The following is a 21,947-nucleotide window of genomic DNA, read 5'->3' on the forward strand; positions in this document are numbered from 1 at the left end:
TTTAAAACAAAGAGAATAATGCAAAACAAATTTTCCGCTTACTAATAACACAATCTACAATAGACTCAATAGTGTTTTAACAAAATATTTCGACACACCAAGCTTATTGCTACTTAAAAGCGCAAAGTATAAGGGATGAAAGAAAAGAATATATTTCACAAACCATAAATAACAACTAATATAGTATCAAAACGACACAGAATTAATTATCCATACCCCGTTTAAGTTAACCAGCTGATAAAAAAGAAGGTGTTCCCGCTAAGAGCTAACGGAAACACCTTTCTCCCGGAATCCTTCCGGGCATAAAAAGATACAGTAAAAATTCAGCGTATTATTCCTCTCCGCTATAAAAACAGTACTTGCAATCCTTCTGTTCCTTAACTCGGTACATGGCCTGATCAGCCTTTTTGACCAACTCCTCGGATTTAGAACCATTTTCAGGATAGATACTGATGCCTATAGATGCCCCTACACAACAACTGATTCCGTCAAATTCAAACGGAGCTGAAAGACAATCAATGAATTCATCTGCAACCTGCGCAATACTATCCCGGTCCGCTGGACGTTCAAGCAGAACACAGAATTCATCACCGCCCAGCCGGGCAAAAGTATCAGACAAACGCAAGCGGGACTTCAACCTTCCGGCGACCTTGGACAGCAGCATATCTCCTGTATGATGCCCATACTGGTCATTGACCTGCTTAAAATCATTCAGATCGATAAAAAGCAGGGCCAGTTTTTCCCCATAGCGTCCGGCGTTAGCGACGGATTTGCCCAAACGGTCAAAAAAGAGATAGCGGTTGGGAATTCCGGTCAGGGCATCCAGAGTTGCTTTTTCCTGCAACTCCAGTTCACAGAGTTTGCGATGGGTAATATCTTCAACCACACCCTCAATATAGAATTCACCGCCCTCCTCAAACAAGCGGCAACTCTCAGAAACCCAGATCAAAGAACCGTCCTTGCGCCTGAAGCGCAGCTCATAATCACTGAGTGATTTCTCCTGCATCAACTTTTCTAAAAAAGCCTTTCTGTCGCCACGATTCTTGTACAAAGTATCGGTATGGACCTTCTCTACAGCCTCCTCAGAAGTCTCGTAGCCAAGAATACGAGCAAAAGCCGGATTGATCTCCTCAAATTCACCATCGAGAGTAGATCTGAAAATCCCCTCCACAGCCCTTTCAAATATGTTGCGGTACCTTTCCTCGGCAGCACGTAAGGCCTTTTCAGTTTTAATACGTTGCGCAATCTCGCGCTCAAGCCTGTCTTTCTGTCTCTTCAACTCCAAAAAGACCCCGACCTTACCCCTTAAAGTCGGCGGATCAATGGGTTGCGTAAGAAAGTCAACTGCACCGGCTTCATACCCCATGCGGGCATATGACGGATCTTTATAAATAGCGGTTAGAAAAATGATCGGAACAAGACAGCACGACTCAATATTCTTAATGACACGAGCAGTTTCATAACCATCCATTCCGGGCATCTGCACATCGAGCAGAATAAGGGCAAAATCATTTTCCCGGCAAAGCCCTATTGCCTCCTCCCCATCCATAGCCTTGTACAACTCAGCCCCTTCATCTTTCAGCAAACGCTCAAGAAGGGTCAAGTTGACGGCATTATCGTCCACCAGCAATATTTTCAGGCTATTTTCCATGTTTTCATCAGTTAATATAAAATCAAAATTTATAAAACCCATAACTGAACATAAACAAAGTTGAGAGAAGACAAAGAACGCCCCGTCCGCAAATGAGATCAAAACCAAACATAATTCTGAAAAGAACTTCCTTGCCTAATTTTCCTCAGCAAGCAGCGCAACCGCTCCAATCAAGACTTAAAACATATCAAACAGGCATGAATTATATATTAGACATATGAAAAGTCGTTCCATATAAATGGCTCAACAACACACGGAAAGGAATTCCTTTCATGACATAAATTTTACTTTCACTCTTTGTTCATCACCGAACAAACACCCTTTCTTCCAGACGGCACAAGGGAGGTTTGGCGCAACCTGACCCGAACGCCGCAAGCCCCGCTGATGAGGATTTCACCCCCTCATCCAGCGGGGTCTTTCTTTTTGGTGCCCCCTTGCATTCCGCAACATAGAGGACTATTTTCACCGGATGAACTTTTTCGAGTATCTGGAACTTCAATACCGCAAATGGCGTCTAAAAAGAAAAAGACAGAACGTAGTTATACGCGGCAACTGCAAACTCTGCGGCAGCTGCTGCCGTTCCATCTGTCTTCACGTTGGCGGCAAATGGCTGAAAACAAAAAAACATTTCTCAAAAGCAATTGATGAAGATGAAAAATTATCGCGTTTTGAAATCTGTGGGAAAACCGAGGAAGGCTATCTGAAATTTTCCTGCACCAGTCTTAACAAAAACGGCACCTGCGACGATTACGAAAATCGCCCCCGACTTTGCCGAAGCTTCCCAAACCCCTCAATTTTCATGCAATTCGGGGAGCTACCAGCGGGATGCGGCTTTCGCATGTCTACTGAAATAGATTTCGAAAAAGTGCTGCATGATGCAATGGATGACCAAGACAGCATCAAATCCGGGCACATCCCCAACGGAAAGTAACCTTAAAAACACATATTTCCCCGATTTTACAGCATAAAAAGCATTGATTTTTATCACATTTCAGAGCTATTTTTAGATTGCTGCTGCAGCAGCACTATTTATCAACACTTATGGCGTATTGGAGTCATGATGACCAATGAAATCAAAATAGAATTCGGGCCGGGTAAAAAACTTTCAGCTGTTGGTGATGATTACTGTATAGACGTTGATATGCCCGTTACCGAGGGAGGAGAAGGTTCCGCCCCGGAGCCGACACAGCTTTTCCTGGCTTCACTGGCAACCTGCGCGGCCCATTATGCCCGCATTTTCTGTGAATCTAAGTCCCTTCCCATGGATGACCTGGGCCTTAAGATCAGATACAAATTCAATGATGAAGGAAACCAAATAAGCAAATTCACATATGAACTGACCATTCCAGAAGGTTTTCCTGAAAAATACAAAGCCGCCCTGCTCCGTGCGCTGGACCTCTGTCCAATCAAAAAGCTGCTGCTGAGTCCCCCGGCTTTCCAGCTTGAAATAGTATAAACTTTGCTGTTCCATTAATTCAGCTAATAGCGAATGCGGATAAGGTGAAAAACCTTGTCCGCTTTTTATTTATCAAAAACACTTTCACAAGATCGTACAATACTATTCATCCTGTGCCCGCCTATAAGAAAGGCAGGTAAAAAACTACCAACAAACAGGAGAATATGATGACCAATGAAGAATTTCCCACCCTTGCCGCAAACGGTACCATTGAAACAACTTCCGGCCCCATCAATTGCTCGGATCTAAAATGGAATCCGCATCCGGCATTTAAAGGAGTATACCTCAAACACCTGATAACCGGGGACAAAACAGCGGATCAACTCAGCTGTCACCTTGTCCGTATTGATCCCGACTGCACTCTTGAAACACATGTCCATGAAAATCAATGGGAGCTGCATGAAATCATCGGCGGCAACGGCAATGCAAAACTTGCGGACAAAACCACATCATACCATCCCGGAAAATCCGCTGTTATTCCCAAAGGGGAACAACACAGTGTAAAGGCCGGCCCCGAAGGACTGACCCTGCTTGCCAAGTTTTTCCCGGCTTTGATATGAACTCAGGCAAATGACAAAACAAAATGAAATACTGATCTTCCATGAACTGGAAGGTATGCCGGACGTGGCTCTTGTTGAGGCAACTGGAATTGCTAATCATTTTCCGCGTCACGTACACTCCAGTTTCATCTTCAGCCTGATTGACTGTGGCGAGCGTAAGGTCAGCATTAATTCTCAAATATATTCGTACCGTGCCGGGGAGATGTGTATACTTCCCCCCGGTACTCCTCACAGCTGCGAATCAATTTCAGGAAATAAATTCGGCCCCCATTCCTATCGCACCCTTTGCGTCAGCACTTCGTATCTACAAAAGCTGACCGAAGAAATTAGCGGAATATCAGGCATCGCCCCCCATTTTAAACCTGAATTAGTTTATACAGATTTTGAAGAGGACTCATTCAACGATTTATTCGCCTTACAAAAAACAACAGGCACAATGCTTGAGAAGCAGACCGCCCTAAATACATTTCTCTACCACGCCATTGAACATTTCAGCACCCAAACAATAATACTTGAACAAACGGGTCCGCAACACGAAGCCTTGGATAGGGTAAAACAATATGTTGATAAAAACTTCAAAGAAAAGATAACATTAAACAATATCGCAGACATAGGATGTCTCAGTCCATTCCACCTGCAAAAACTTTTTGTAAAGAGATATGGAATTTCCCCGCAGGAATACATTATCTCCCGCCGGATACACGAAGCTAAATCCCGGATTCAATCAGGAGAATCATTAACGGAAGCTGCACTTAATTCCGGTTTTTCTGACCAAAGTCATTTTTCCCGCCACTTCAAGAGGGTAATAGGTATATCACCCGGACGTTTTCTCCGGGAGAACAGGTAGCCTGAATCCTGCCCGAAATAGGATTTTTAAATGCAAAACTGCTGAACCTAAAAGCTACGCAAATAGTGAACTCTTTTTTCAGCAAATCAGGTTGACTTACCTTGCATGAGAGCTATTCTGTTAGAAAACGAACCTCAAAAGGAGAGAATAATGCTTAAGATCACAGAAAAAGCAAAAGAAGTTCTTGATCAGCACTTTGAAGAAAAAGACAAAGAGCCGATTCGCATATACATCGCCTCCGCATGTAGCGGAACCCGTTTGGCCCTCGGAATTGATTCCGCCAAAGACGGTGACGAAACCATCAATCTCGAAGGCTATGACTTTGTCGTAGATCAGGAGCTTTTCGATCAGGCCAAGCCTATGGTCATAGATCTCAGCCCCATGGGAATTGAAATCTCTTCCTCACTCGTCTTTGAAGAAGCCGAAAGCGGATGCGGTGGCTGCGGCGGAGGATGCGGTTGCGGCTAATAAGCCTCCAGGACTCCATCATTAAAACTTAGACCGGGACCATATGGTTCCGGTCTTTTTTTACATGCAGCAGACTATATGTTAGATCAGTATGCATGCTGCCAACAAAACACCTCGCCCATATTATCTATCTAATTTCACTATGCATTTCACTATGCGCATGTTCAACTAAACAATATCAGAATCAATTTTCCCCATACGCAGAACCAATTGACACAATTCTGAAAACTTCGGGCAGCAACCGCGGAGAATTGAACGACTTTCTGCACAACTACGCAGACATGCCGAAAAAACGTCAGGCAGCCCAATTTCTGGTTGCCAACCTGCCCCCTGCTGACCGAGCCGGCCTTTCAGCCGCTGAATTGGCGGAAAACCTTGACTATGCATTGCTTGCCCGCGAATCCACACCATGGGGAAAAAATGTTTCATGGACTGATTTCCTGCACTACGTTTTGCCCCATCGGGTAAGTCAGGAGAAAGCAATCAGTTGGCGCAAAAATTTTTATAATGAAATTCTTCCGCTGGTATCTGAATGTTCATCCATGGAAGAAGCCGTGCTGGCTGTAAACCGCTGGTGTTTCTCCAAGACTGGATTCAAATCCACACAACGCTGGGATCAAAATCCGCTCATGACCATCAACCGAGGCTGGGGAAGATGCGAAGAAGCGGTAATCCTTACAGTCAGTGCATTGCGCAGTGTGGGCATTCCCGCAAGGCAGGCCATGGTTCCGGCATGGCAGCATTCCAACGACAACCATACATGGACTGAAGTTCAGGTGGACGGCAAATGGCATTACATTGAATCAGCCAACCCGGACTACGGACTTGATCATGCATGGTTCAGCGGGTCGGTCCGCAAAGCCCCGCTGGTCATGTCTTATGCATATGGTGATGCAGCATCACCGGATTATCCGATTCTGGGCCGTTCTTTCGGCTGCACGCTCATCAACACCACCGCGCGGTATGCCCCGGTAAGTAAAACTGAAATTCTGGTAACCGACTCCAATGGTAAACCAGTTCCGAAGACAAGAATATTCTTCTCGGTATTAAATTACGCATCATTTCGACCTGTTGCCAGCAAAACCACTGACGCAGAAGGCAAAACAGCAATAACACTCGGACCCGGATCTGTGTTGATTTCAGCTGCACAGAAAAACAAATCCGCATATGCCGGATCAATCTGGATTCCCGGCGAGCAAACTGAACGCACCCCGCTCATACTTCGACTGCAAGCGAACAATAAGCCCGAAGGAGTCATCAGTTTCCGTTTTTCCTATAAGGATACGCTTAATCTCAAGACTCCGCCCAAAAATTCAGAGGGTGCCCAAAAAGCGGAATTTGATTCCATAAAAAAGCAACGATTGCAAAAGCTGGAAGGCATGATGAAAGCAGCTGAAACAGCATCTCCTGAAAATGCCGGAGCCATTGCAAAAGCGGGACTAAACACCCCGCAAATTCAACGGGCTATTGCCAACTGCCCTACCCGCAACCGGAGTTCATTAATCAAACTGATATCTATAATGCCCCCGGCAGACCTGCTAACCATTACAACTGACGAGTTGATCGAAATTGCCCGGCTTTCTGATTTGGCCCGCGAGCAGGCTGAAGCTGCGGGATTAAATTACACTGATCAGATATTCACTGAATACGTTCTTAATCCGCGTATTATGTATGAACAGCAAAGCAGCTGGCGCAAACTTATGCATGAGAAGTTCAACCTTGCCAAAACAGGTAAATTGAAGAAACTGCTGAAAAAGATTGAACTATTCAATACCGAAATATCCACAATTCAACGGGGTTCATTGGGAAATTCACTCACTCCTGAAAAAGTACTGGATACCCGCAAAGCTTCCTCGCTGACTGAAATCTGCATCTTCAATACGGCATTGCTGCGCAGCGCGGGCATTCCGGCCCGCTATCTTGATGAACAGGGCTGGATTGAATTTCATGACGGTAAAAACTGGCAGCCTTTTTATCCCCAGATTCCCGGACAAACAGGCAATAAAAACGCAACTGAGCAAAGTAAATCTTTTTATTCCCCATGGCGGAACATTCAATTCAAGCTCCCCTATTTTGAGAGCAAAAAACGAAATCCGCAATATTTCAAAGATTTTTCCGTATCTAAATTAATAGACAAGAGTAGATTTCATATTATCGAAAAAACTGTTCAAGGTAAGATGGACCCCAAAAGCAAAGCATGGGAACTAAGCACCCCTCGCGGAGAATATTACCTGATAAGTGTGCAGAGGAATAAAAACAACGAACCGACTATTAATGTCCACAAAATCGGCAAATAAGGCTACTATAAATAAAAATCACGATATTTCAAAAAAGTGGGCACTTAACTTGCAACTCAACAATTAATAAAGTACTCCTTATCTACGATGCACGAATTGCTGGAAAAACAATTAAAAGACACCATTGGCGAACAGTCTATTGAGCTGGTCGATGAATTGTCTCATTTTATAGACCTCGTTGAAAAAACGTACTCCGGTCTAGATGCATCTACACTTGTCCCGCACTCCCCTGCTGTAAGTATTCTACACTTTATTCCCGATCCCGCATTCATCATCAACAAAGAAGGCATTGTTGTTGCCTGGAATCCGGCCCTTGAAAAACTGACCGGAACCAGGGCAGAAGACGTCATCGGCAAAAAGAACTTCGAACACATCAAAATTATTCATGGCAAAAGGACACCGGGACTGATCGACGTTGTAAACGGCTGTGATGAAATAGGCGAAATTGCTTACGAGGCTATCAGCCGCAGAGGACAAGCCCTAGCTGCTGAAATCTGCATCCAGAATCTGGGCAACCGCAAAAGCACTAATCTGTGGGTTCAATCTGCTCCCATTCAGGACCAGAACGGCAACACGATAGGTGCCATTGAATCACTTCGCGATATTTCGGCAAGAAAGCAGACCGAAAACATCAACCTGATCCTTTACAAAATTTCATCCGCCCTGAATTCAACTGCGGACACGCCCATATTCCTCCAGCAGGTCCACGAAAGCATCAAACCATTTATTGAAGCTGAAAATTTCTTTGTAGGCCTATATAACGAAGAGCAGAAAAGTTTAACTTTTCCTTATTATGCTGATGAAAAAGACTTCACGTCTCCAAATGAAGTTTTGCAGTTGGTCGAAGGTAAAAGCTTAAGTGTGGAAGTTATTAAAGCTGGCCACCCCCTGCTGCTGGACGAAGATGACTTTAGAGACCAAAGAACAAATAAAATCAATCACATAGGTTCGCCCGCAAAATCATGGATGGGCATCCCCCTTAAATTCGGGGGCAAAACAATGGGAGTTATGGCTATTCAGTCATACGAACGGGCCGGAGTATATAACTCTCAGGATATTGACCTGATGGTTGCTATCTCCGAGCAGGTTGCCGCAGCCCTGCTGCGCAGGCAAGCCGAGACAGCCCTGCTGGAAAGTGAGAAAAAATTCCGCTCAATATTTGAAAACGCGACCGTTGCTATTTTTCAGGTCTCTGCACGGGGAAAAGTTACTGTTGCCAACCCGGCCATGGCATCAATCATGGGCTACGATAGCGTTGAAGAAATGCTGGCGGAAAACGACCGAGGCTCAAAGTTTCTTTATGACCGGGAAGGACGCCTTAATTTTCTAAAACGTCTGCGCACGGACGGATCGGTCAACGGAATGCTCCTGCGCATCACCCATCGCCATGGAAAAGAAAAATGGGCGACCATCAATGCCCGGACCTCATATGATGATCAGGGGAAACCCATACTTTACACCGGGACAGCATTTGACTCCACTCTCGAGATAGTGGCCGAACGCAAAATTTTCCGGCACAAATCCCGCTTCATGCAGCTGTTTGAAAGCTCTCCGCAAGCCATAGCCCTCACTGACTCCAAAGGGAATGTTGTGGATACAAACCGGGCCTTCACAAAGCTCTTCGGCTACGCCACAGAAGAAATGGCTCCCTGCTGTGAAAACCTCTCCCCGTCCAACACGGGTAAAATCAGAGCCAACCTGAAAAAAATTCTAGCCGGAGAAACATACCGCACAGAAGATATGCGCCGCCATAAAAACGGCAGGCTGATTCCGGTTTCAATCCTCGGCTACCCGTTTCTATACAATGATGAAATTTCAGGAACATTTATAATTTATGATGATATTTCGCAGCGTAAAGAGTATGAACGCAGACTTTCATACCAATCGCTGCACGACTCCCTGACCGGATTGCCCAATCGCACTTTTTTTCTGGAGCGACTGGAAGAAACTCTGGATATGACCCGCAAGATACCGGAAAGATCCTTTGCGGTACTCATGCTTGATATCGACATGTTCAAACGCATCAACGACAGTCTCGGGCATCAGGCCGGAGATGAACTGCTTGTTGAAGTAGGCAAAAGGATCAAGCACTGTCTGCGCTCAGTCGACACTGTTGCAAGAATGGGCGGCGATGAATTCGCGGTCTTGATTGAAGATTTTTCCACCCCGCAACAGGTTATCCAGATAATCCGCGATATCCGTAATGAAATCCGTAAACCGGTCAATATTTCCTCACGGGAAGTGGTGATAAGTTCCAGCATCGGTATCGTTTTCAAGACTTCAAGCTACGACCACCCCGAACACATCATCCGCGATGCTGACATCAGTATGTATAAGGCCAAAGAACAAGGGGTAAACAAGTTCAAGGTCTTTAACAAAACCATGCACGAAAAAGCCCTGCAAAGCCTGCTGATCGAAACTGAAATCAGACAAGGCATCCCGGAGAACGAATTTTTCCCATATTTTCAACCAGTTTACAGCATACAAAACAAGAATCTGGCAGGATTCGAAGCTCTTGTACGCTGGAACCATCCCGAGCGGGGATTCCTGACCCCAGACCAGATTATACCGGTGGCCGAGGAAACCGGGCTGATTGTTGAACTTGACCGGATTATTCTCTTTGAAGCGTGCAAATTCATGTCCGTATGGATACGGGACTACCCCAATGCCAGCGACCTTTTTCTGACTGCCAACCTCTCGCCCAGCCAGCTTTCCAAGCCGGATCTGGCTGACGCCATCCAGACGATTATGCAGGAAACTGAGATTCCCCCGGACAATCTCAAGCTCGAAATAACCGAATCAGCCATCATGGAACGCAATGCTGCATCCTCCTTGAATCTGAAAAAAATCGGAGAAATGGGCATCAGGCTTGCGGTGGATGACTTCGGAACCGGATATTCATCTCTGGCCCAGCTGCAACGGTTCCCGGCCTCCACGGTAAAGATAGACCGTTCTTTCGTCAGCCACATGGCCGGAGATCATGAATCACTTGAAATCGTTCGCGCTGTAAACGCATTGGGACACAGTTTGAGTATGGATGTTATTGCTGAAGGCGTTGAAACACGGCAACAGCTCATCCTGCTTAAAGAGATCGGCTGTGACTATGTTCAGGGATTTTACTTTGACAAACCCCAGACCAAAGATGATGCGGAAAAACTGGTCAAAATGCGTTCCAAAGGTTTCTGCCCCCCCGGATTAACATCAATCTAACCTCTCTCCTATCTCCATTCCTTATACTGTCCTTGCTTGTTCGCGGATGGTTTTGCGTGTATACTTCCTGAAAAAGAACTGTCATTCTCAGGAGTAAAGATGAAACACACCATATCCGCACTGGTAAGAAACAAAACCGGAGTTCTGGCCGAATCCTCAGCGGCTTTTCAGGACAATAAAATCAACATTACTTCCATTTCCTGTGGCGAAACAGAGAATATGGAAGTATCACGCATGGTCATCTGCGCCGAAGGAAGCAAGGATGAAATAACCAAAGTGACAGAAGAGCTCAAAGCCATGGACTTTGTTATTCAACTGGACGATCTCGCCCGTAAGGAATTTGTAGACCGCGAGCTGGTTCTGATAAAAGTTGAAGTAAACAAAGACACCATGTCTCAGATCATGCAGATTTTCGAAGTATTCCGGGCAGATGTGGTTGGCATGGGTCAAAAAACCATCACAGTTGAACTCAGCGGAGATCAGGAACGTGTAGAAGGGCTTATAAAGATACTCCAGCCTTTCGGAATCAAAAGTCTGTGCCGCACCGGTATGATCGCACTCAAACGCGGAGATGAATAACGCTTAATAATGGCGGAATTAATCTTAATTCAAACGGAACATCCAGACCGTAAAAAGGTGCGCACATGACCATAACATCACTTGGTGAAATCATTACAGCGGTTCGTAATCATAAACGTCCTGCACGCGTGGCAATAGCCCCATGCGCTGAAGAATTTGTAATCCGCTCCGCTCTCACCGCTCATGAAGAAAGAATTGCCGAACCAATATTTATCGGCAACCGGGAAAAATCCCTCGCTGTTGCGCAAGAACACGGGCTGAACATAGATGGTTTTGAATTTCATGAAGAAAATGATGATGCCGAAGCTGTGGCAATAGCCGTAACCCTCTTCAAGGAAGGCAAAGCTGACCTGATCATGAAAGGACTGGTCAGCACCAGTGTTGTACTCAAGGCTATTCTCAATAAGCAGACCGGGGTTCCCACAAAAGGAATCATCAGCCACGTAAGTGTATTTGAAGCTTCTTCCCAGAAAAGACTGATTCTTCTGACCGATGCCGGGGTTAACATCAAACCCAATCTGCAACGCAAGGCCGATATCCTGCGCAATGCCATTGATGTTGCCCGCAAACTCGGCATGGAAAAACCCAAGGCAGCTATCCTCGCAGCCACGGAGAAAGTAAACTACCCGGCCATGCCGGCCACCCTTGATGCGGATATTCTAGCCAAAATGGCTGCGGAAGATGCCTTTGGTGAAGCACAGGTTGCCGGACCGCTCGCTCTTGATCTTGCTATTTCCACAACAGCAGCAGCCTGCAAGGGAATAGACAACCCGGTAGCCGGTTGCGCCGACATACTGCTTACCCCTGAAATTGAAAGCGGCAATATTCTTTATAAGGCACTGACAACCATTGCAGGCAAGACCATGGCCAGCGTTGTTGTGGGCAGCGATGTGCCTATTGTGGTTTCATCAAGGGGTGACTCGGACAGTTCAAAGTTCCATTCCATAGCACTGGCCTGTTACCTTTCAGGAATGTAGCTGGAACTTTACCGCAACAAGCTCTACCTTCATACGAAATAGAGCTTGTAACAATAAGCCGGAAAATACATGGATAGCACTAAAAAGATTTTCATCACAATTGCGATGATCGTATTTTTGATTCCGCACTACGCTCCTGCCGGAGAAATAATTAGCATCGCCACGGACCACTTTCCCCCTTATTCATACGAAGAAAACGGCACAGCCAAAGGAATTCAGATTGAACTTGCAAAAGTTATATTTGATAAAATGAACGTCAGACTTGAAGTCCCGGTCCTACCTTGGGAACGGGCAATACTCATGGCGGAATCCCGTAAAATTGATGGCCTGTTCGGCGTCAGGAAAACTGAAGAGCGGATGCGCTGGCTGATTTTCCCGGAAGAACCGACTTTCGAAGTCAGCACTGTAATCTTTAAGCGTAAAGACGATCCTTTTGTCTACGCAGGAATAAATTCACTACAAAACAAAACTATCGGAGTCATCGGCGGCTACACTTATGGCGACCAGTTTGATAAAAGCAATATATTCAAAAGAGCAAAAGTAGCCAATCTCAAACAGAACTTTTTAAAACTACTGGCCGGGCGGATTGATCTTGTGGTTTCTTACCAGGATGTAGGAGACTACATTCTGAAAGATATAAATTTACAAAACCGGATCGTTGCATGTTCAGTTCCAGTCCACAAAACACCATTTTACATCGCCTTTGCCCGCAAGCCGGGACACGGCAAATTAAGCCGTGAATTTTCACGTATTCTCAAAGAATTAAAAAGATCAGATCAATGCCCCGAAACCATGAGCAAAATAGGAATACCGCCACACATGATTCAGTGCGAATAAAGTTCGCATAAGACCAAATAAAATCTGCTATTTTTCAGGTAGAAGAGAAGCCATGGCCGGAGGGCATATGAAGAAAATAGTAAATGTCATCATCGCAATTTTGGTGTCCATATTGTTAATGCCTGAAGATTGTTCCGCCACTAAGAAACTTATTTTCGCAACAGACCCCTTCCCGCCTTACTACTATAAAGAAGACGGAACCACGAAAGGAATACAGGTAGAACTGGCAAAAATTGTTTTTTCAAAAATGAACACCCAATTCAAAATTGAATTCGTCCCCTGGAAAAGAGCTTTGCTCATGGCAGAATCCGGCAAAGTGGATGGAATATTCGGGCTGCGCAAAACAAAAGAACGGCAAAGCTGGCTGATATATCCTGAAGAACCGCTCATGAATATAACTTCGACAATATTCAAGCGTGTTGACGACCCGTTTATTTACGATAAAATATCTTCTCTCGAAGGTAAAAACATTGGAATAATCAAGGGATACACATACGGTAAGATCTTTGACAACAGCACTCTATTCAAAACTGAAGAAGTTAAAAATATACGCCAAAATTTCCTGAAACTTATGGCTGGACGAGTAGATTTAGTTGCTGGCTATCGCATTGTGGGAAATCATATTTTAAGAAACATGAAGCTTGAGAGCAAGGTTGTACCCAGCCCTGTAGCGATACATGTTACTCCGTTATATATCGGATTCACCCATAAACCGGGCAATGAAAAAATCGTTCGCGAGTTCTCCAATATGCTTAAAGAATTTAAAAATACAGATGAATGCGATGAAATCATGCACAAAGTAGGCTTACCGCCTGAAATGAAGACTCCGTGTAAATAGCTCTGCAACCTCAAATCAGGCATGACCTGACGAACATAAGACCCAGACCCCGGAACCAATGAGCATAATGCCAAGTACAGAACTCATTGAAATATGCTCTCTGTAAATAAGTGCGCCAAGGGGAATCAGGCAAGCCATAACCACTCCGTTAACCATAATGGGCAGGGTATTTACATTGGCACCAGCCTTGTAAGTAAGCAACACTCCGATTTCAATCCCGAAAACAGCCAGCCCCAGCAGCAGAACCGGCCAGTTCTTGAAGCTTACAATATTAAGAACCTCTATCCTTCCAGTCTGAAAAAACATGCCCGCCAGACTGAAAACCATGGCTATGGCATATGCAAAAGCAAGTGAGCCGAAAATAGACCCACCCCCGGCAATACTTTTCTGAGCAAGGTGATAAATCACGGAAGAAGCCACTACAACCGCGATTGAACCGTAAAGAGCAAGCATTTCAATTTCCCCTAAAATAAAGTAATTAAGATGAGAATGAATCAGTTTCATGCTGTATTCTTAGAATTACGCGCACAAGAATTCATAACTTCGTAAAAGCATTCTTTCGCTGAGATAACTAATCCTATTTATTAACCTTTACCACTGAATATTATTCATTCCCTGTATGAGCAAAACTAATCCATCCAACCTTGACTTGAACCTTCTGGTAATACTCGACACCATTTTTACAGAGCAAAGCCTGACTCTTGCCGGGAACAAACTGTTTATGAGCCAATCTGCGGTAAGTCACGCCCTTGCTAAGCTACGCGACTATTTTGATGACCCCCTCTTCATTCGACGGGGCAACATCATGGAACCTACACCGCTGTGTAAAACAATACACCGCAACATTACTCCCAGCCTGAAAACAATTACCCAGTCATTGCATGACCGAGGGGAATTTGATCCTTCATCATCCAAACGGACTTTCTGCCTAGGGCTCAGCGACTACCTATGCAAGCTACTGCTTCCGGGAATATTAAAGAGGATTGAATCACAAGCTCCGGGCATATCCATTCGTGTGGTTCAGATGACTTATGAAAAACGCATTGAAATGCTTCAAAGCGGAAAACTTGATGTCTTTCTTGGCTGTCCCAGAGGACATAATGCCGGGGTACTTAAGGAAAAACTCTTTGACGACCGGGAAGTCTGCGTTGTCCGCAATGACCACCCCATCAAAGGAAATGTAATGAATGAGGAAGAAATGGCTGACAGTGAATTTGCAGCCCTTTCTCTTTCCGAATCCGGGTTGGGGTTTCTTGAAGATTATCTTTATCGCAAGGGCGTACAGAGGAAAATAAAGATTGTGCTGCAACAGGAAACGGTTATTCCTTCGCTAGTGGAAAATTCAGACCTTGTAGGCAGTGTGGCCCAGCGTCTGGCAGAAATGTATGCAGTAAAAGGTAGATTGCGTATTGTAAGAATGCCACTGGAAAACACTGGATTTGAAGTAGCCCAGCACTGGCATTCCTTAAATGACAATGATCCTGCACAAAAATGGATTCGCTCAATTATAAAAGAAGTAGCAAGATCACTACCCCCATTGAAACTGAGGTAAATTAAATACTCTTTTACAAATCAGCAACGAAACTGTTATTATCCTAAAAGAAAAAGAGTTTTTTAGTTCTAATCACTTGCGCAATAATCTTTTTTTATTTTATAAGAATAGAGAATTAACAGGACTTAAGAAATTTCCGCAAAAGGAGAAAACATGCCCGTAAAACTTAAACTAACCTTATCCATTGCAGTTATTTTCCTGATGGCCGTTGCTTCGGTTGTCATGACTGCTTTTTTTCCCGCTGCTGAATCAGGCATTTCTCTATCGCAAATAATTATTATCTGTATTGCTCTCGCAGCTACAGTGCTGGCATTTATTTCCTTAAATTCAGGACTGGATGACCAGTTTAAAATTCTCAGTAACTATCTTGTCGACCTGAGCAAAGGCAAAAAGAAAACGTCCATCCCTGCCGATCTTGATGATGAAATACATGACACAGCAAAAAAAGCAGGAGAAGCTGTTCATTTGCTGGCTGAAGAGTGCCGCAAGGCAAAAGATGAATCAGAAAGTTTGCGCAGCCGGATTAATTCGGCAGAATCAGAAGTTGAAAGGGCAAACAAGGAAGTGACAGAACAAAAAGAAGCTCTTGATGCAATCTCAAAATCAGCATCAAACGCGGGCGGAATTTCAGGAAAACTTTTCGCAGGAATCGAAGAACTCAGCGCACAGGTCAATCAGGTAAGCTCCGGTATGGACCTGCAAAGGGACCGCGTAACTGAAACAGCCACCGCAATGGAAGAGATGAACAGCACTGTTCTTGAGGTTGCCCAGAATGCCGGTCTTGCCGCAAACAGTTCCGCGCAATCAAAAGAAAATGCAGTACATGGCGCAGAGGGAGTTACCGAAGCCATCCAATCTTTTGAACAGATCAAGGAAACCATCCTTAACCTCAAAGAGACCATGGGCACACTTGGTGAACAGGCTGACAACATCGGTCAAATTATGACTGTAATTACTGATATTGCCGACCAGACCAACTTGCTGGCTCTTAACGCAGCAATCGAAGCGGCTCGTGCCGGTGAAGCTGGACGCGGCTTTGCAGTTGTTGCTGACGAAGTACGCAAACTTGCAGAAAAAACCATGGACGCAACCAAAGGCGTTGGTGAGGCAGTATCCAAAATTCAGGATAACGCCCGCGAGAATATCGCCGCAGTTGAATCAGCAGCCGAAGATATCGTTAATTCCACCGAGTCCGCAGCAAAGTCCGGCGAACTGATGGAAGCCATTGTGGGCATTGTTGACGAAACCAACACTCAGGTCGAATCCATCGCCGCAGCAAGCGAAGAACAATCCGCAGCTTCCGAAGAGATAAACATGGCCATCAGCGATGTGGCACGGGTTGCTTCCGAAACATCGGAAGGCATGTCCGCATCAGCTCATGCTCTTAATGAAATAGCAAGCGTAGTTGAAGAACTTGATTCAATAGTACAGGGTATTTCATCCGGAAGAGTGGTAGATACCAGCTCCGGAAAAATTGTTGAATGGTCAGACGACCTTTCGGTCAATGTTCGCACCATTGACGAACACCACATGAAGCTTCTTGATCTCATTAATGAATTATACGGTGCTATGAGACAGCGTAAATCTATCGATGTAATTGCCGATTTCACTAATGATCTCCTTGAATACACCACTTATCACTTTGGTTACGAAGAAAAAATATTCGACAAGCACAGATATCCTGAAACTAAAGAACACAAAAAACTGCACGCAATATTTGTTCAAAAAATTGCTGATTTCAAAGATGAAATTGACGCAGGCAAGCTGACCGCATCTACTGAACTTATCCGCTTCCTCAAGGATTGGCTCATCAAGCACATCATGGTGGTGGATGCCAAGTACACCGACTTCATGCATGAGCATGGCTACCATTAAAAGGAAACATACACCGACACCAAAAGAGGCCCTGAAACATCTGTTTCAGAGCCTCTCATTTTTCAAATTCTATCTACAAACTATGACTTGCTCATAAAATCCTTAATACCTTCACCAAGGCGTTTGATGCCCTCTTCAATATGTTCTTCATCAGAGTTGGAGAAGTTAAGGCGGAAAGTATTCTCACCGCTGCCGTCCACATAGAAAGGACGTCCCGGCACAAAAGCAACTTTGTTCTTGATGGCTTCATCAAAAAGATCCATGGAAGACATTCCTTCAGGCAGGGTCACCCAAAGAAACATTCCGCCTTCAGGACGGGTTACCTTGGCTTCAGCAGGGAAATGATCTTCAATGGCCCGGACCATGGCTGCACGCTGGTTTCCGTACCGTTCGCGAATCTTTTCAATATGATTATCCAAGGGATTATCATTGACATACTGATGCATAACACGCTGGGCAAAAGTGCTGGTGTGCAGATCAGAAGCCTGCTTGGCAATAATCAGCTTATCACGCATTTCGCCGGGGCAGACCATCCAGCCAAGACGGAATCCCGGTGCCGCAACTTTTGAAAAAGAACCGAGCAGGATACCGTTATCTTTCAGATAACCACGCACAACAGGTTTCTGAAAATCACCCATAAAACGAAGCTCGCCGTAAGGATCATCCTCAACAAACAGGATATCGCGGCCTTTAAGGATTTCAGCCACACCCTGACGTTTTTCAGCACTGTAGGTCAGTCCGGACGGATTTTGAAAATTGGTTACCGCATAGAACATCTTGGCTTCATTTTCATCAAGCACCCTCTCCAGCTCGCCAAGGTCAGGACCATCCTGCTCAAGCCCGACAGTAAGAAAATTAGACTGGAAAACTGAAAAAGACTGAATAGCCCCGAGGTATCCGGGACGTTCAATAACGACGTTATCATCGGCATTGAGAAAAACCTTACCCAGCAGATCAAGACACTGCTGTGAGCCGGAAGTGATCAAAATTTCATCTGCATCAACTTCAATCCCTTTCTTCTCCCTGTAACGGTCAGCAATGTACTGACGCAAGGGCAAAAAACCTTCAGTAGTGGAATACTGCATGGACTGCGGTCCGCTTTCGCGCATGACCTTGACTGCGGCAGCTTCAAGGTCGGACACTGGAAACAGTTCAGGATTGGGTAAACCTCCGGCAAATGAGATAATGGATGCATCTTCAGTTACTTTCAGAATTTCACGGATAAATGACCTGTGCACGGTGGACATGCGGTCGGCAAACTTAACGGGCATACGAGCCTCCTTGGGAATATATGATGCCGAAAGAAAAGCATATAGAATTACGCCACTGCAAAAGAACAGTGAAATTTCGGCAGTTCGTTGCGTATTTGCGGATAAAAAGAAATGCGAACGCTGGGATGAAAGGAAGCATACTGATTTTCATTTAGAACACAAGTGTCAGAATGCTTTTTTTATTACAGTACAAAAAAAATGAGTATCAAGTGAGATTCTTCAGAATGGAATTCTCTAAATCTTCAAACAGTAAGGGCTTGGCAAGATAGTCATTTGCGCCCGAATTTTTAAATTTTTCAGAATCACCGGACATTGCGTATGCAGAGATCGCAATAATAGGAAGACTACGCAACCCATCACCAAGTTCACCAGAACGGACTTTCCTGATGACCTCAACCCCATCCATCACTGGCATCTGGATATCTATCAACGCAAGAACATACCCCCTTTCAGCAAGCATCTCTAGCGCACGCCCCCCATTCTCAGCTATATGAACTTCATATCCCATCTTTTCAAGCAGCCTCTGAATGGCAAATCTGCTGATCATATCATCATCAGCGATCAGAATCCGCAGAGGTTGCCGCTCCTCAGTGGATAAAGCTAATTTCTCAGCAGTCAAGGGCATTGTAAATGAAAAGACTGTCCCTTTCCCCAATGCACTGGAGACAGAAACTTCGCCCCCCATTATATTAAGGACCCTTTTACAGATAGACAATCCCAATCCAGCACCCTGAAACCTCCGTTTGTAACTGCCGTCTGCCTGAATAAACGGCTCAAAAAGCTTCTCCTGCATATCATCTGAAATCCCGATTCCAGTATCCCGGACTTCAAACAAAAGCCCTTTTGAGCAATCTTCGTCCAAGGAGACTTCAACATCAACCCTGCCCTGCTCGGTAAATTTTAAGGCATTACCTACAAGATTAATAAGAACCTGCTGTAATCGGAGTGAATCACCCTCTAACGAACTTGGCACCTGCGGATTGACATTAAAGTTCAAGCCTAGACCTTTTTCCCGTGCTTCCTGCATAAAAAGCTGGCGCACAGAATCCAGAGTTTCATAAATTTCAAAAGGTGCGGGGTGCAGTTCAAGTTGCCCGGCTTCAACCATGGTAAGATCAAGAATATCCGTAAGCAGAGAACTCAACCTGCTGCTGGATTTCAAGGCATAGTCGGTATACTCCAACTGTTCAGCATCAAGATCAGTTGTTTTCAAAAGTTGAAGCATACCCATTATTCCGTTGATGGGCGTTCGTATTTCGTGACTCATATTGGCGAGAAATTCAGATTTTACATTGCTTGCCGCTTCTGCCTGCTCCTTGCTTCTTAACAGGGCATCACTCATTATTTTATGAACGACAGCATCAACGGCAGTAGTTGCCAACTGATTAATCACTTCCTTATCATTTTTTAAAAATACACGATCTTTTTTGCATAACCCCAAAACAGCAAAAATTTTTCCCTGATACAAAACAGGAGTAATCAAAATGTATTGCGCAAAATCATGCCGTGAATCGTGATACACTGCACTCCCTTCAATTGAAGCATTATAAATAGAGCAACATCTGTGGAAGCATTCTGAACACCAATCATCCAGCAGGGAGAAATCTGACACATGCACTTCATGCTTTTCCCGCAGAAAAGAATTCAGTTTTACCTGTTCTTCAACTTCAAGAATAAATTCATCAGACTCTACAAAACGAAAAAAAGCATACTCGCTACAGGTTAGCTTCTCCACTTCCTCTAGTATGCGGGTAACAATCTCTTCTACGCTATGACCGATGGAATATTCGCGCAACATAAGCCGCGACTGAAGCAATTCCTCCATGAGCTTGCGTTCTGTTGTATCCTGCCCAACAGCCTGAAAACGTATCGCCTGTCCCTGATCATCAAAAAATGCCCGGTTCGTCCATTCATGCCAATAGATTTCACCATCCCTGACAACTTCATGCACATGGGTATGAACCGGGATATCAGGAGTAAGTGTAAGGTATCTGCTTCTGACGGCATCTACAGCTTCCGCAGGCAGGAACTCCAAAAATTTATTACCCACAAGCTCATCTTCATCTTTACCGAAATACTCGCAATATGCCCTATTCACATAAGTAAGAGTGCTATCCGGTAAAAACTCGCAAATCATCGCCGGCAGGAGCTCACCAAGCTCCTGATGCTTTGTCATATCAGGCATATGGTCCCTTCCCTTCAAAATATGCTATCCGCCGCCAAAAACAATTACATAGAACCATACCACATCAGACATTAAAACGCATAAAAAATAAATGAGGGGGACAGACACTAAGTCTGCCCCCCTGCGGTTAGATGATAAGGAGATGGGAACTAATTATTCATCTGTGATTCAATCCATTCTCTTACTTCGGTGTTCACGGGATAATTACCCTTCAGTCCACCGACTGACTTTCTGAACCTTTCAGCAATGTCCTTGGGCAGTTCAATGCTCATCAGTTCACGAGCCTCTTCCGAGTTCCTGCGGACAAACAGCACCCTCGGCTTTTCGTCCCACAGGTAAACGGTGAAATAGTTAGTATAATCATGCTTGGAAGTTACCGGAGCAAACTTTGAATCCCAAGGATGGTTTCCCCACTCAAGGTACAGGGTTACAGCATCTTCAGGGGTCATTTCCCAATCAATATCCCAATTCTTGTAATCTCTAAGGCTTCCCATAACTCTCTCCTTACGTCTAAAAATATCTAAATTAGTTGTTTTCCCATCAACCTTGATTAAATAATAACAATTCTTATTACTGAGTCAAGTCATAAATTCCTTTAAATTTAAATTTCTGTACTGTATCAATGGGCATCAATTGATTTATGAACAAACAAATCCAATCATATTAAAGACTAACTCATCATGACCAACCAAGCATACCCTGTCCCCGCAAAAGGGGTCCGTACTGAAGAGATAATAAAAAAAAGCCGTTTCATATGTAATATATGTCAAGTTCAAGACCGTAATCAGGCAAAACAATTAATTGCAGAGATCAAAAAAGAATTCCCGGATGCAAGGCACCACTGCTCCGCTTTTATAGCCGGGCCGCCCCAGACCGGGGATATGGGCATGAGTGATGACGGTGAACCGCAGGGAACAGCAGGCAAGCCCATGCTGCAAGTCCTTCAGGGAAGCGGAATCGGCGATATTGCTGTGGTGGTGACAAGATATTTCGGAGGAATAAAACTGGGAACCGGAGGTCTCGTGCGGGCCTATTCCGGCGCAGTGCAGCAAGGGCTGGAAGCACTTGATGTAGTAATGAAAGTGCCCATGCGTATACTCAGTCTTGAAATTTCATATGCGCAGGAAGGCATGCTGCGGCGTATGCTTGATGAGTACCGGGCTGAGATTGAAGAGCAATCTTTTGGGGCCAGCTTAATGTTTACACTGATCATGCCCTCGAATCAGGTGGATGCTTTTTGCGAACGGATTGTGGAAGATACCAACGGCACTGCCGAACTGCTGGTGGAAGAGGAAGATATTTGGCGATAAATTAAAAACCCTCACATCATATGATGTGAGGGTT

Annotated in this window: 19 protein-coding genes; 14 read left to right on the top strand and 5 right to left on the bottom strand. The window is 44.8% G+C overall.

Annotated features, from left to right (window positions below):
• Positions 1 to 331: 331 nt before the first annotated feature.
• Positions 332 to 1,651, bottom strand: coding sequence for a diguanylate cyclase (locus tag FMS18_RS13515; RefSeq protein WP_163295198.1), 1,320 nt, complete (start codon positions 1,649 to 1,651; stop codon positions 332 to 334).
• 469 nt (positions 1,652 to 2,120) lie between these two features.
• Between FMS18_RS13515 and FMS18_RS13520 the strand changes: the two genes are divergently transcribed.
• From FMS18_RS13520 to FMS18_RS13570, 11 genes are all read left to right on the top strand, one after another.
• Positions 2,121 to 2,582, top strand: coding sequence for a YkgJ family cysteine cluster protein (locus tag FMS18_RS13520; RefSeq protein ID WP_163295199.1), 462 nt, complete (start codon positions 2,121 to 2,123; stop codon positions 2,580 to 2,582).
• Between the two features lie 129 nt (positions 2,583 to 2,711).
• Positions 2,712 to 3,107, top strand: coding sequence for an OsmC family protein (locus FMS18_RS13525; protein ID WP_163295200.1), 396 nt, complete (start codon positions 2,712 to 2,714; stop codon positions 3,105 to 3,107).
• A gap of 167 nt (positions 3,108 to 3,274) precedes the next feature.
• Positions 3,275 to 3,667 (top strand): cupin domain-containing protein, encoded by a 393-nt coding sequence (locus FMS18_RS13530; RefSeq protein WP_163295201.1) that lies wholly within the window; start codon positions 3,275 to 3,277, stop codon positions 3,665 to 3,667.
• Between the two features lie 10 nt (positions 3,668 to 3,677).
• Positions 3,678 to 4,514 (top strand): AraC family transcriptional regulator, encoded by an 837-nt coding sequence (locus FMS18_RS13535; protein WP_163295202.1) that lies wholly within the window; start codon positions 3,678 to 3,680, stop codon positions 4,512 to 4,514.
• 150 nt (positions 4,515 to 4,664) lie between these two features.
• The gene (locus FMS18_RS13540; protein WP_163295203.1) at positions 4,665 to 4,982 is read left to right on the top strand and encodes an iron-sulfur cluster biosynthesis family protein; all 318 of its coding nucleotides are present in this window, start codon (positions 4,665 to 4,667) and stop codon (positions 4,980 to 4,982) included.
• 251 nt (positions 4,983 to 5,233) lie between these two features.
• A complete protein-coding gene (locus FMS18_RS13545; protein ID WP_239061040.1) occupies positions 5,234 to 7,279 on the top strand; it encodes a transglutaminase domain-containing protein in 2,046 nt (681 codons plus the stop codon).
• A gap of 87 nt (positions 7,280 to 7,366) precedes the next feature.
• A complete protein-coding gene (locus FMS18_RS13550) occupies positions 7,367 to 10,489 on the top strand; it encodes an EAL domain-containing protein (RefSeq protein ID WP_163295205.1) in 3,123 nt (1,040 codons plus the stop codon).
• Positions 10,490 to 10,588: 99 nt separating this feature from the next.
• Positions 10,589 to 11,068: an acetolactate synthase small subunit gene (gene ilvN / locus FMS18_RS13555; protein WP_163295206.1), complete on the top strand. Its 480-nt coding sequence runs from the start codon at positions 10,589 to 10,591 to the stop codon at positions 11,066 to 11,068.
• A 65-nt stretch (positions 11,069 to 11,133) separates the two neighbouring features.
• Entirely contained in the window at positions 11,134 to 12,045 is a 912-nt protein-coding gene (locus FMS18_RS13560; protein WP_163295207.1) for a phosphate acyltransferase, read from the top strand.
• Positions 12,046 to 12,114: 69 nt separating this feature from the next.
• Positions 12,115 to 12,882, top strand: a complete 768-nt coding sequence (locus tag FMS18_RS13565; protein ID WP_163295208.1) for an ABC transporter substrate-binding protein — start codon at positions 12,115 to 12,117, stop codon at positions 12,880 to 12,882.
• A gap of 67 nt (positions 12,883 to 12,949) precedes the next feature.
• Entirely contained in the window at positions 12,950 to 13,720 is a 771-nt protein-coding gene (locus FMS18_RS13570) for an ABC transporter substrate-binding protein (protein WP_163295209.1), read from the top strand.
• Positions 13,721 to 13,735: 15 nt separating this feature from the next.
• Here the strand turns inward: FMS18_RS13570 and FMS18_RS13575 are convergent, their stop codons facing one another.
• Positions 13,736 to 14,224: a hypothetical protein gene (locus FMS18_RS13575; protein ID WP_239061041.1), complete on the bottom strand. Its 489-nt coding sequence runs from the start codon at positions 14,222 to 14,224 to the stop codon at positions 13,736 to 13,738.
• Positions 14,225 to 14,339: 115 nt separating this feature from the next.
• On the opposite strand from FMS18_RS13575, the gene FMS18_RS13580 reads away from it, so the two are divergent.
• Together FMS18_RS13580 and FMS18_RS13585 are read left to right on the top strand one after the other, a co-directional pair.
• On the top strand, positions 14,340 to 15,272 hold the full coding sequence (locus FMS18_RS13580) for a LysR family transcriptional regulator (RefSeq protein ID WP_163295211.1): 933 nt from the start codon (positions 14,340 to 14,342) through the stop codon (positions 15,270 to 15,272).
• A 153-nt stretch (positions 15,273 to 15,425) separates the two neighbouring features.
• Positions 15,426 to 17,147, top strand: coding sequence for a bacteriohemerythrin (locus FMS18_RS13585; RefSeq protein WP_163295212.1), 1,722 nt, complete (start codon positions 15,426 to 15,428; stop codon positions 17,145 to 17,147).
• A gap of 80 nt (positions 17,148 to 17,227) precedes the next feature.
• Here FMS18_RS13585 and FMS18_RS13590 read toward each other — a convergent pair whose 3' ends face one another.
• The 3 genes from FMS18_RS13590 to FMS18_RS13600 form a co-directional block, all read right to left on the bottom strand.
• Complete coding sequence (locus tag FMS18_RS13590; RefSeq protein WP_163295213.1) at positions 17,228 to 18,418, bottom strand: PLP-dependent aminotransferase family protein; 1,191 nt, start codon at positions 18,416 to 18,418, stop codon at positions 17,228 to 17,230.
• A 205-nt stretch (positions 18,419 to 18,623) separates the two neighbouring features.
• Positions 18,624 to 20,603, bottom strand: a complete 1,980-nt coding sequence (locus FMS18_RS13595; protein WP_163295214.1) for an ATP-binding protein — start codon at positions 20,601 to 20,603, stop codon at positions 18,624 to 18,626.
• 149 nt (positions 20,604 to 20,752) lie between these two features.
• Entirely contained in the window at positions 20,753 to 21,097 is a 345-nt protein-coding gene (locus FMS18_RS13600) for a DVU0772 family protein (RefSeq protein WP_163295215.1), read from the bottom strand.
• Between the two features lie 186 nt (positions 21,098 to 21,283).
• Here FMS18_RS13600 and FMS18_RS13605 point away from each other — a divergent pair, with 186 nt between their 5' ends.
• Positions 21,284 to 21,913, top strand: coding sequence for a YigZ family protein (locus FMS18_RS13605; protein ID WP_163295216.1), 630 nt, complete (start codon positions 21,284 to 21,286; stop codon positions 21,911 to 21,913).
• Positions 21,914 to 21,947 lie beyond the last annotated feature (34 nt).

It is taken from the genome of Desulfovibrio sp. JC022 (assembly GCF_010470665.1).
Classification (GTDB): Bacteria; Desulfobacterota; Desulfovibrionia; order Desulfovibrionales; family Desulfovibrionaceae; genus Maridesulfovibrio.

Excerpts from the sequence above, each read along its gene's own strand:
- FMS18_RS13515 (WP_163295198.1), bottom strand. The coding sequence starts at position 1,651 with ATGGAAAATAGCCTGAAAATATTGCTGGTGGACGATAATGCCGTCAAC.
- FMS18_RS13520 (WP_163295199.1), top strand. The coding sequence starts at position 2,121 with ATGAACTTTTTCGAGTATCTGGAACTTCAATACCGCAAATGGCGTCTA.
- FMS18_RS13525 (WP_163295200.1), top strand. The coding sequence starts at position 2,712 with ATGACCAATGAAATCAAAATAGAATTCGGGCCGGGTAAAAAACTTTCA.
- FMS18_RS13530 (WP_163295201.1), top strand. The coding sequence starts at position 3,275 with ATGACCAATGAAGAATTTCCCACCCTTGCCGCAAACGGTACCATTGAA.
- FMS18_RS13535 (WP_163295202.1), top strand. The coding sequence starts at position 3,678 with ATGACAAAACAAAATGAAATACTGATCTTCCATGAACTGGAAGGTATG.
- FMS18_RS13540 (WP_163295203.1), top strand. The coding sequence starts at position 4,665 with ATGCTTAAGATCACAGAAAAAGCAAAAGAAGTTCTTGATCAGCACTTT.
- FMS18_RS13550 (WP_163295205.1), top strand. The coding sequence starts at position 7,367 with ATGCACGAATTGCTGGAAAAACAATTAAAAGACACCATTGGCGAACAG.
- ilvN (WP_163295206.1), top strand. The coding sequence starts at position 10,589 with ATGAAACACACCATATCCGCACTGGTAAGAAACAAAACCGGAGTTCTG.
- FMS18_RS13560 (WP_163295207.1), top strand. The coding sequence starts at position 11,134 with ATGACCATAACATCACTTGGTGAAATCATTACAGCGGTTCGTAATCAT.
- FMS18_RS13565 (WP_163295208.1), top strand. The coding sequence starts at position 12,115 with ATGGATAGCACTAAAAAGATTTTCATCACAATTGCGATGATCGTATTT.
- FMS18_RS13570 (WP_163295209.1), top strand. The coding sequence starts at position 12,950 with ATGAAGAAAATAGTAAATGTCATCATCGCAATTTTGGTGTCCATATTG.
- FMS18_RS13575 (WP_239061041.1), bottom strand. The coding sequence starts at position 14,224 with ATGAAACTGATTCATTCTCATCTTAATTACTTTATTTTAGGGGAAATT.
- FMS18_RS13580 (WP_163295211.1), top strand. The coding sequence starts at position 14,340 with ATGAGCAAAACTAATCCATCCAACCTTGACTTGAACCTTCTGGTAATA.
- FMS18_RS13585 (WP_163295212.1), top strand. The coding sequence starts at position 15,426 with ATGCCCGTAAAACTTAAACTAACCTTATCCATTGCAGTTATTTTCCTG.
- FMS18_RS13590 (WP_163295213.1), bottom strand. The coding sequence starts at position 18,418 with ATGCCCGTTAAGTTTGCCGACCGCATGTCCACCGTGCACAGGTCATTT.
- FMS18_RS13595 (WP_163295214.1), bottom strand. The coding sequence starts at position 20,603 with ATGCCTGATATGACAAAGCATCAGGAGCTTGGTGAGCTCCTGCCGGCG.
- FMS18_RS13600 (WP_163295215.1), bottom strand. The coding sequence starts at position 21,097 with ATGGGAAGCCTTAGAGATTACAAGAATTGGGATATTGATTGGGAAATG.
- FMS18_RS13605 (WP_163295216.1), top strand. The coding sequence starts at position 21,284 with ATGACCAACCAAGCATACCCTGTCCCCGCAAAAGGGGTCCGTACTGAA.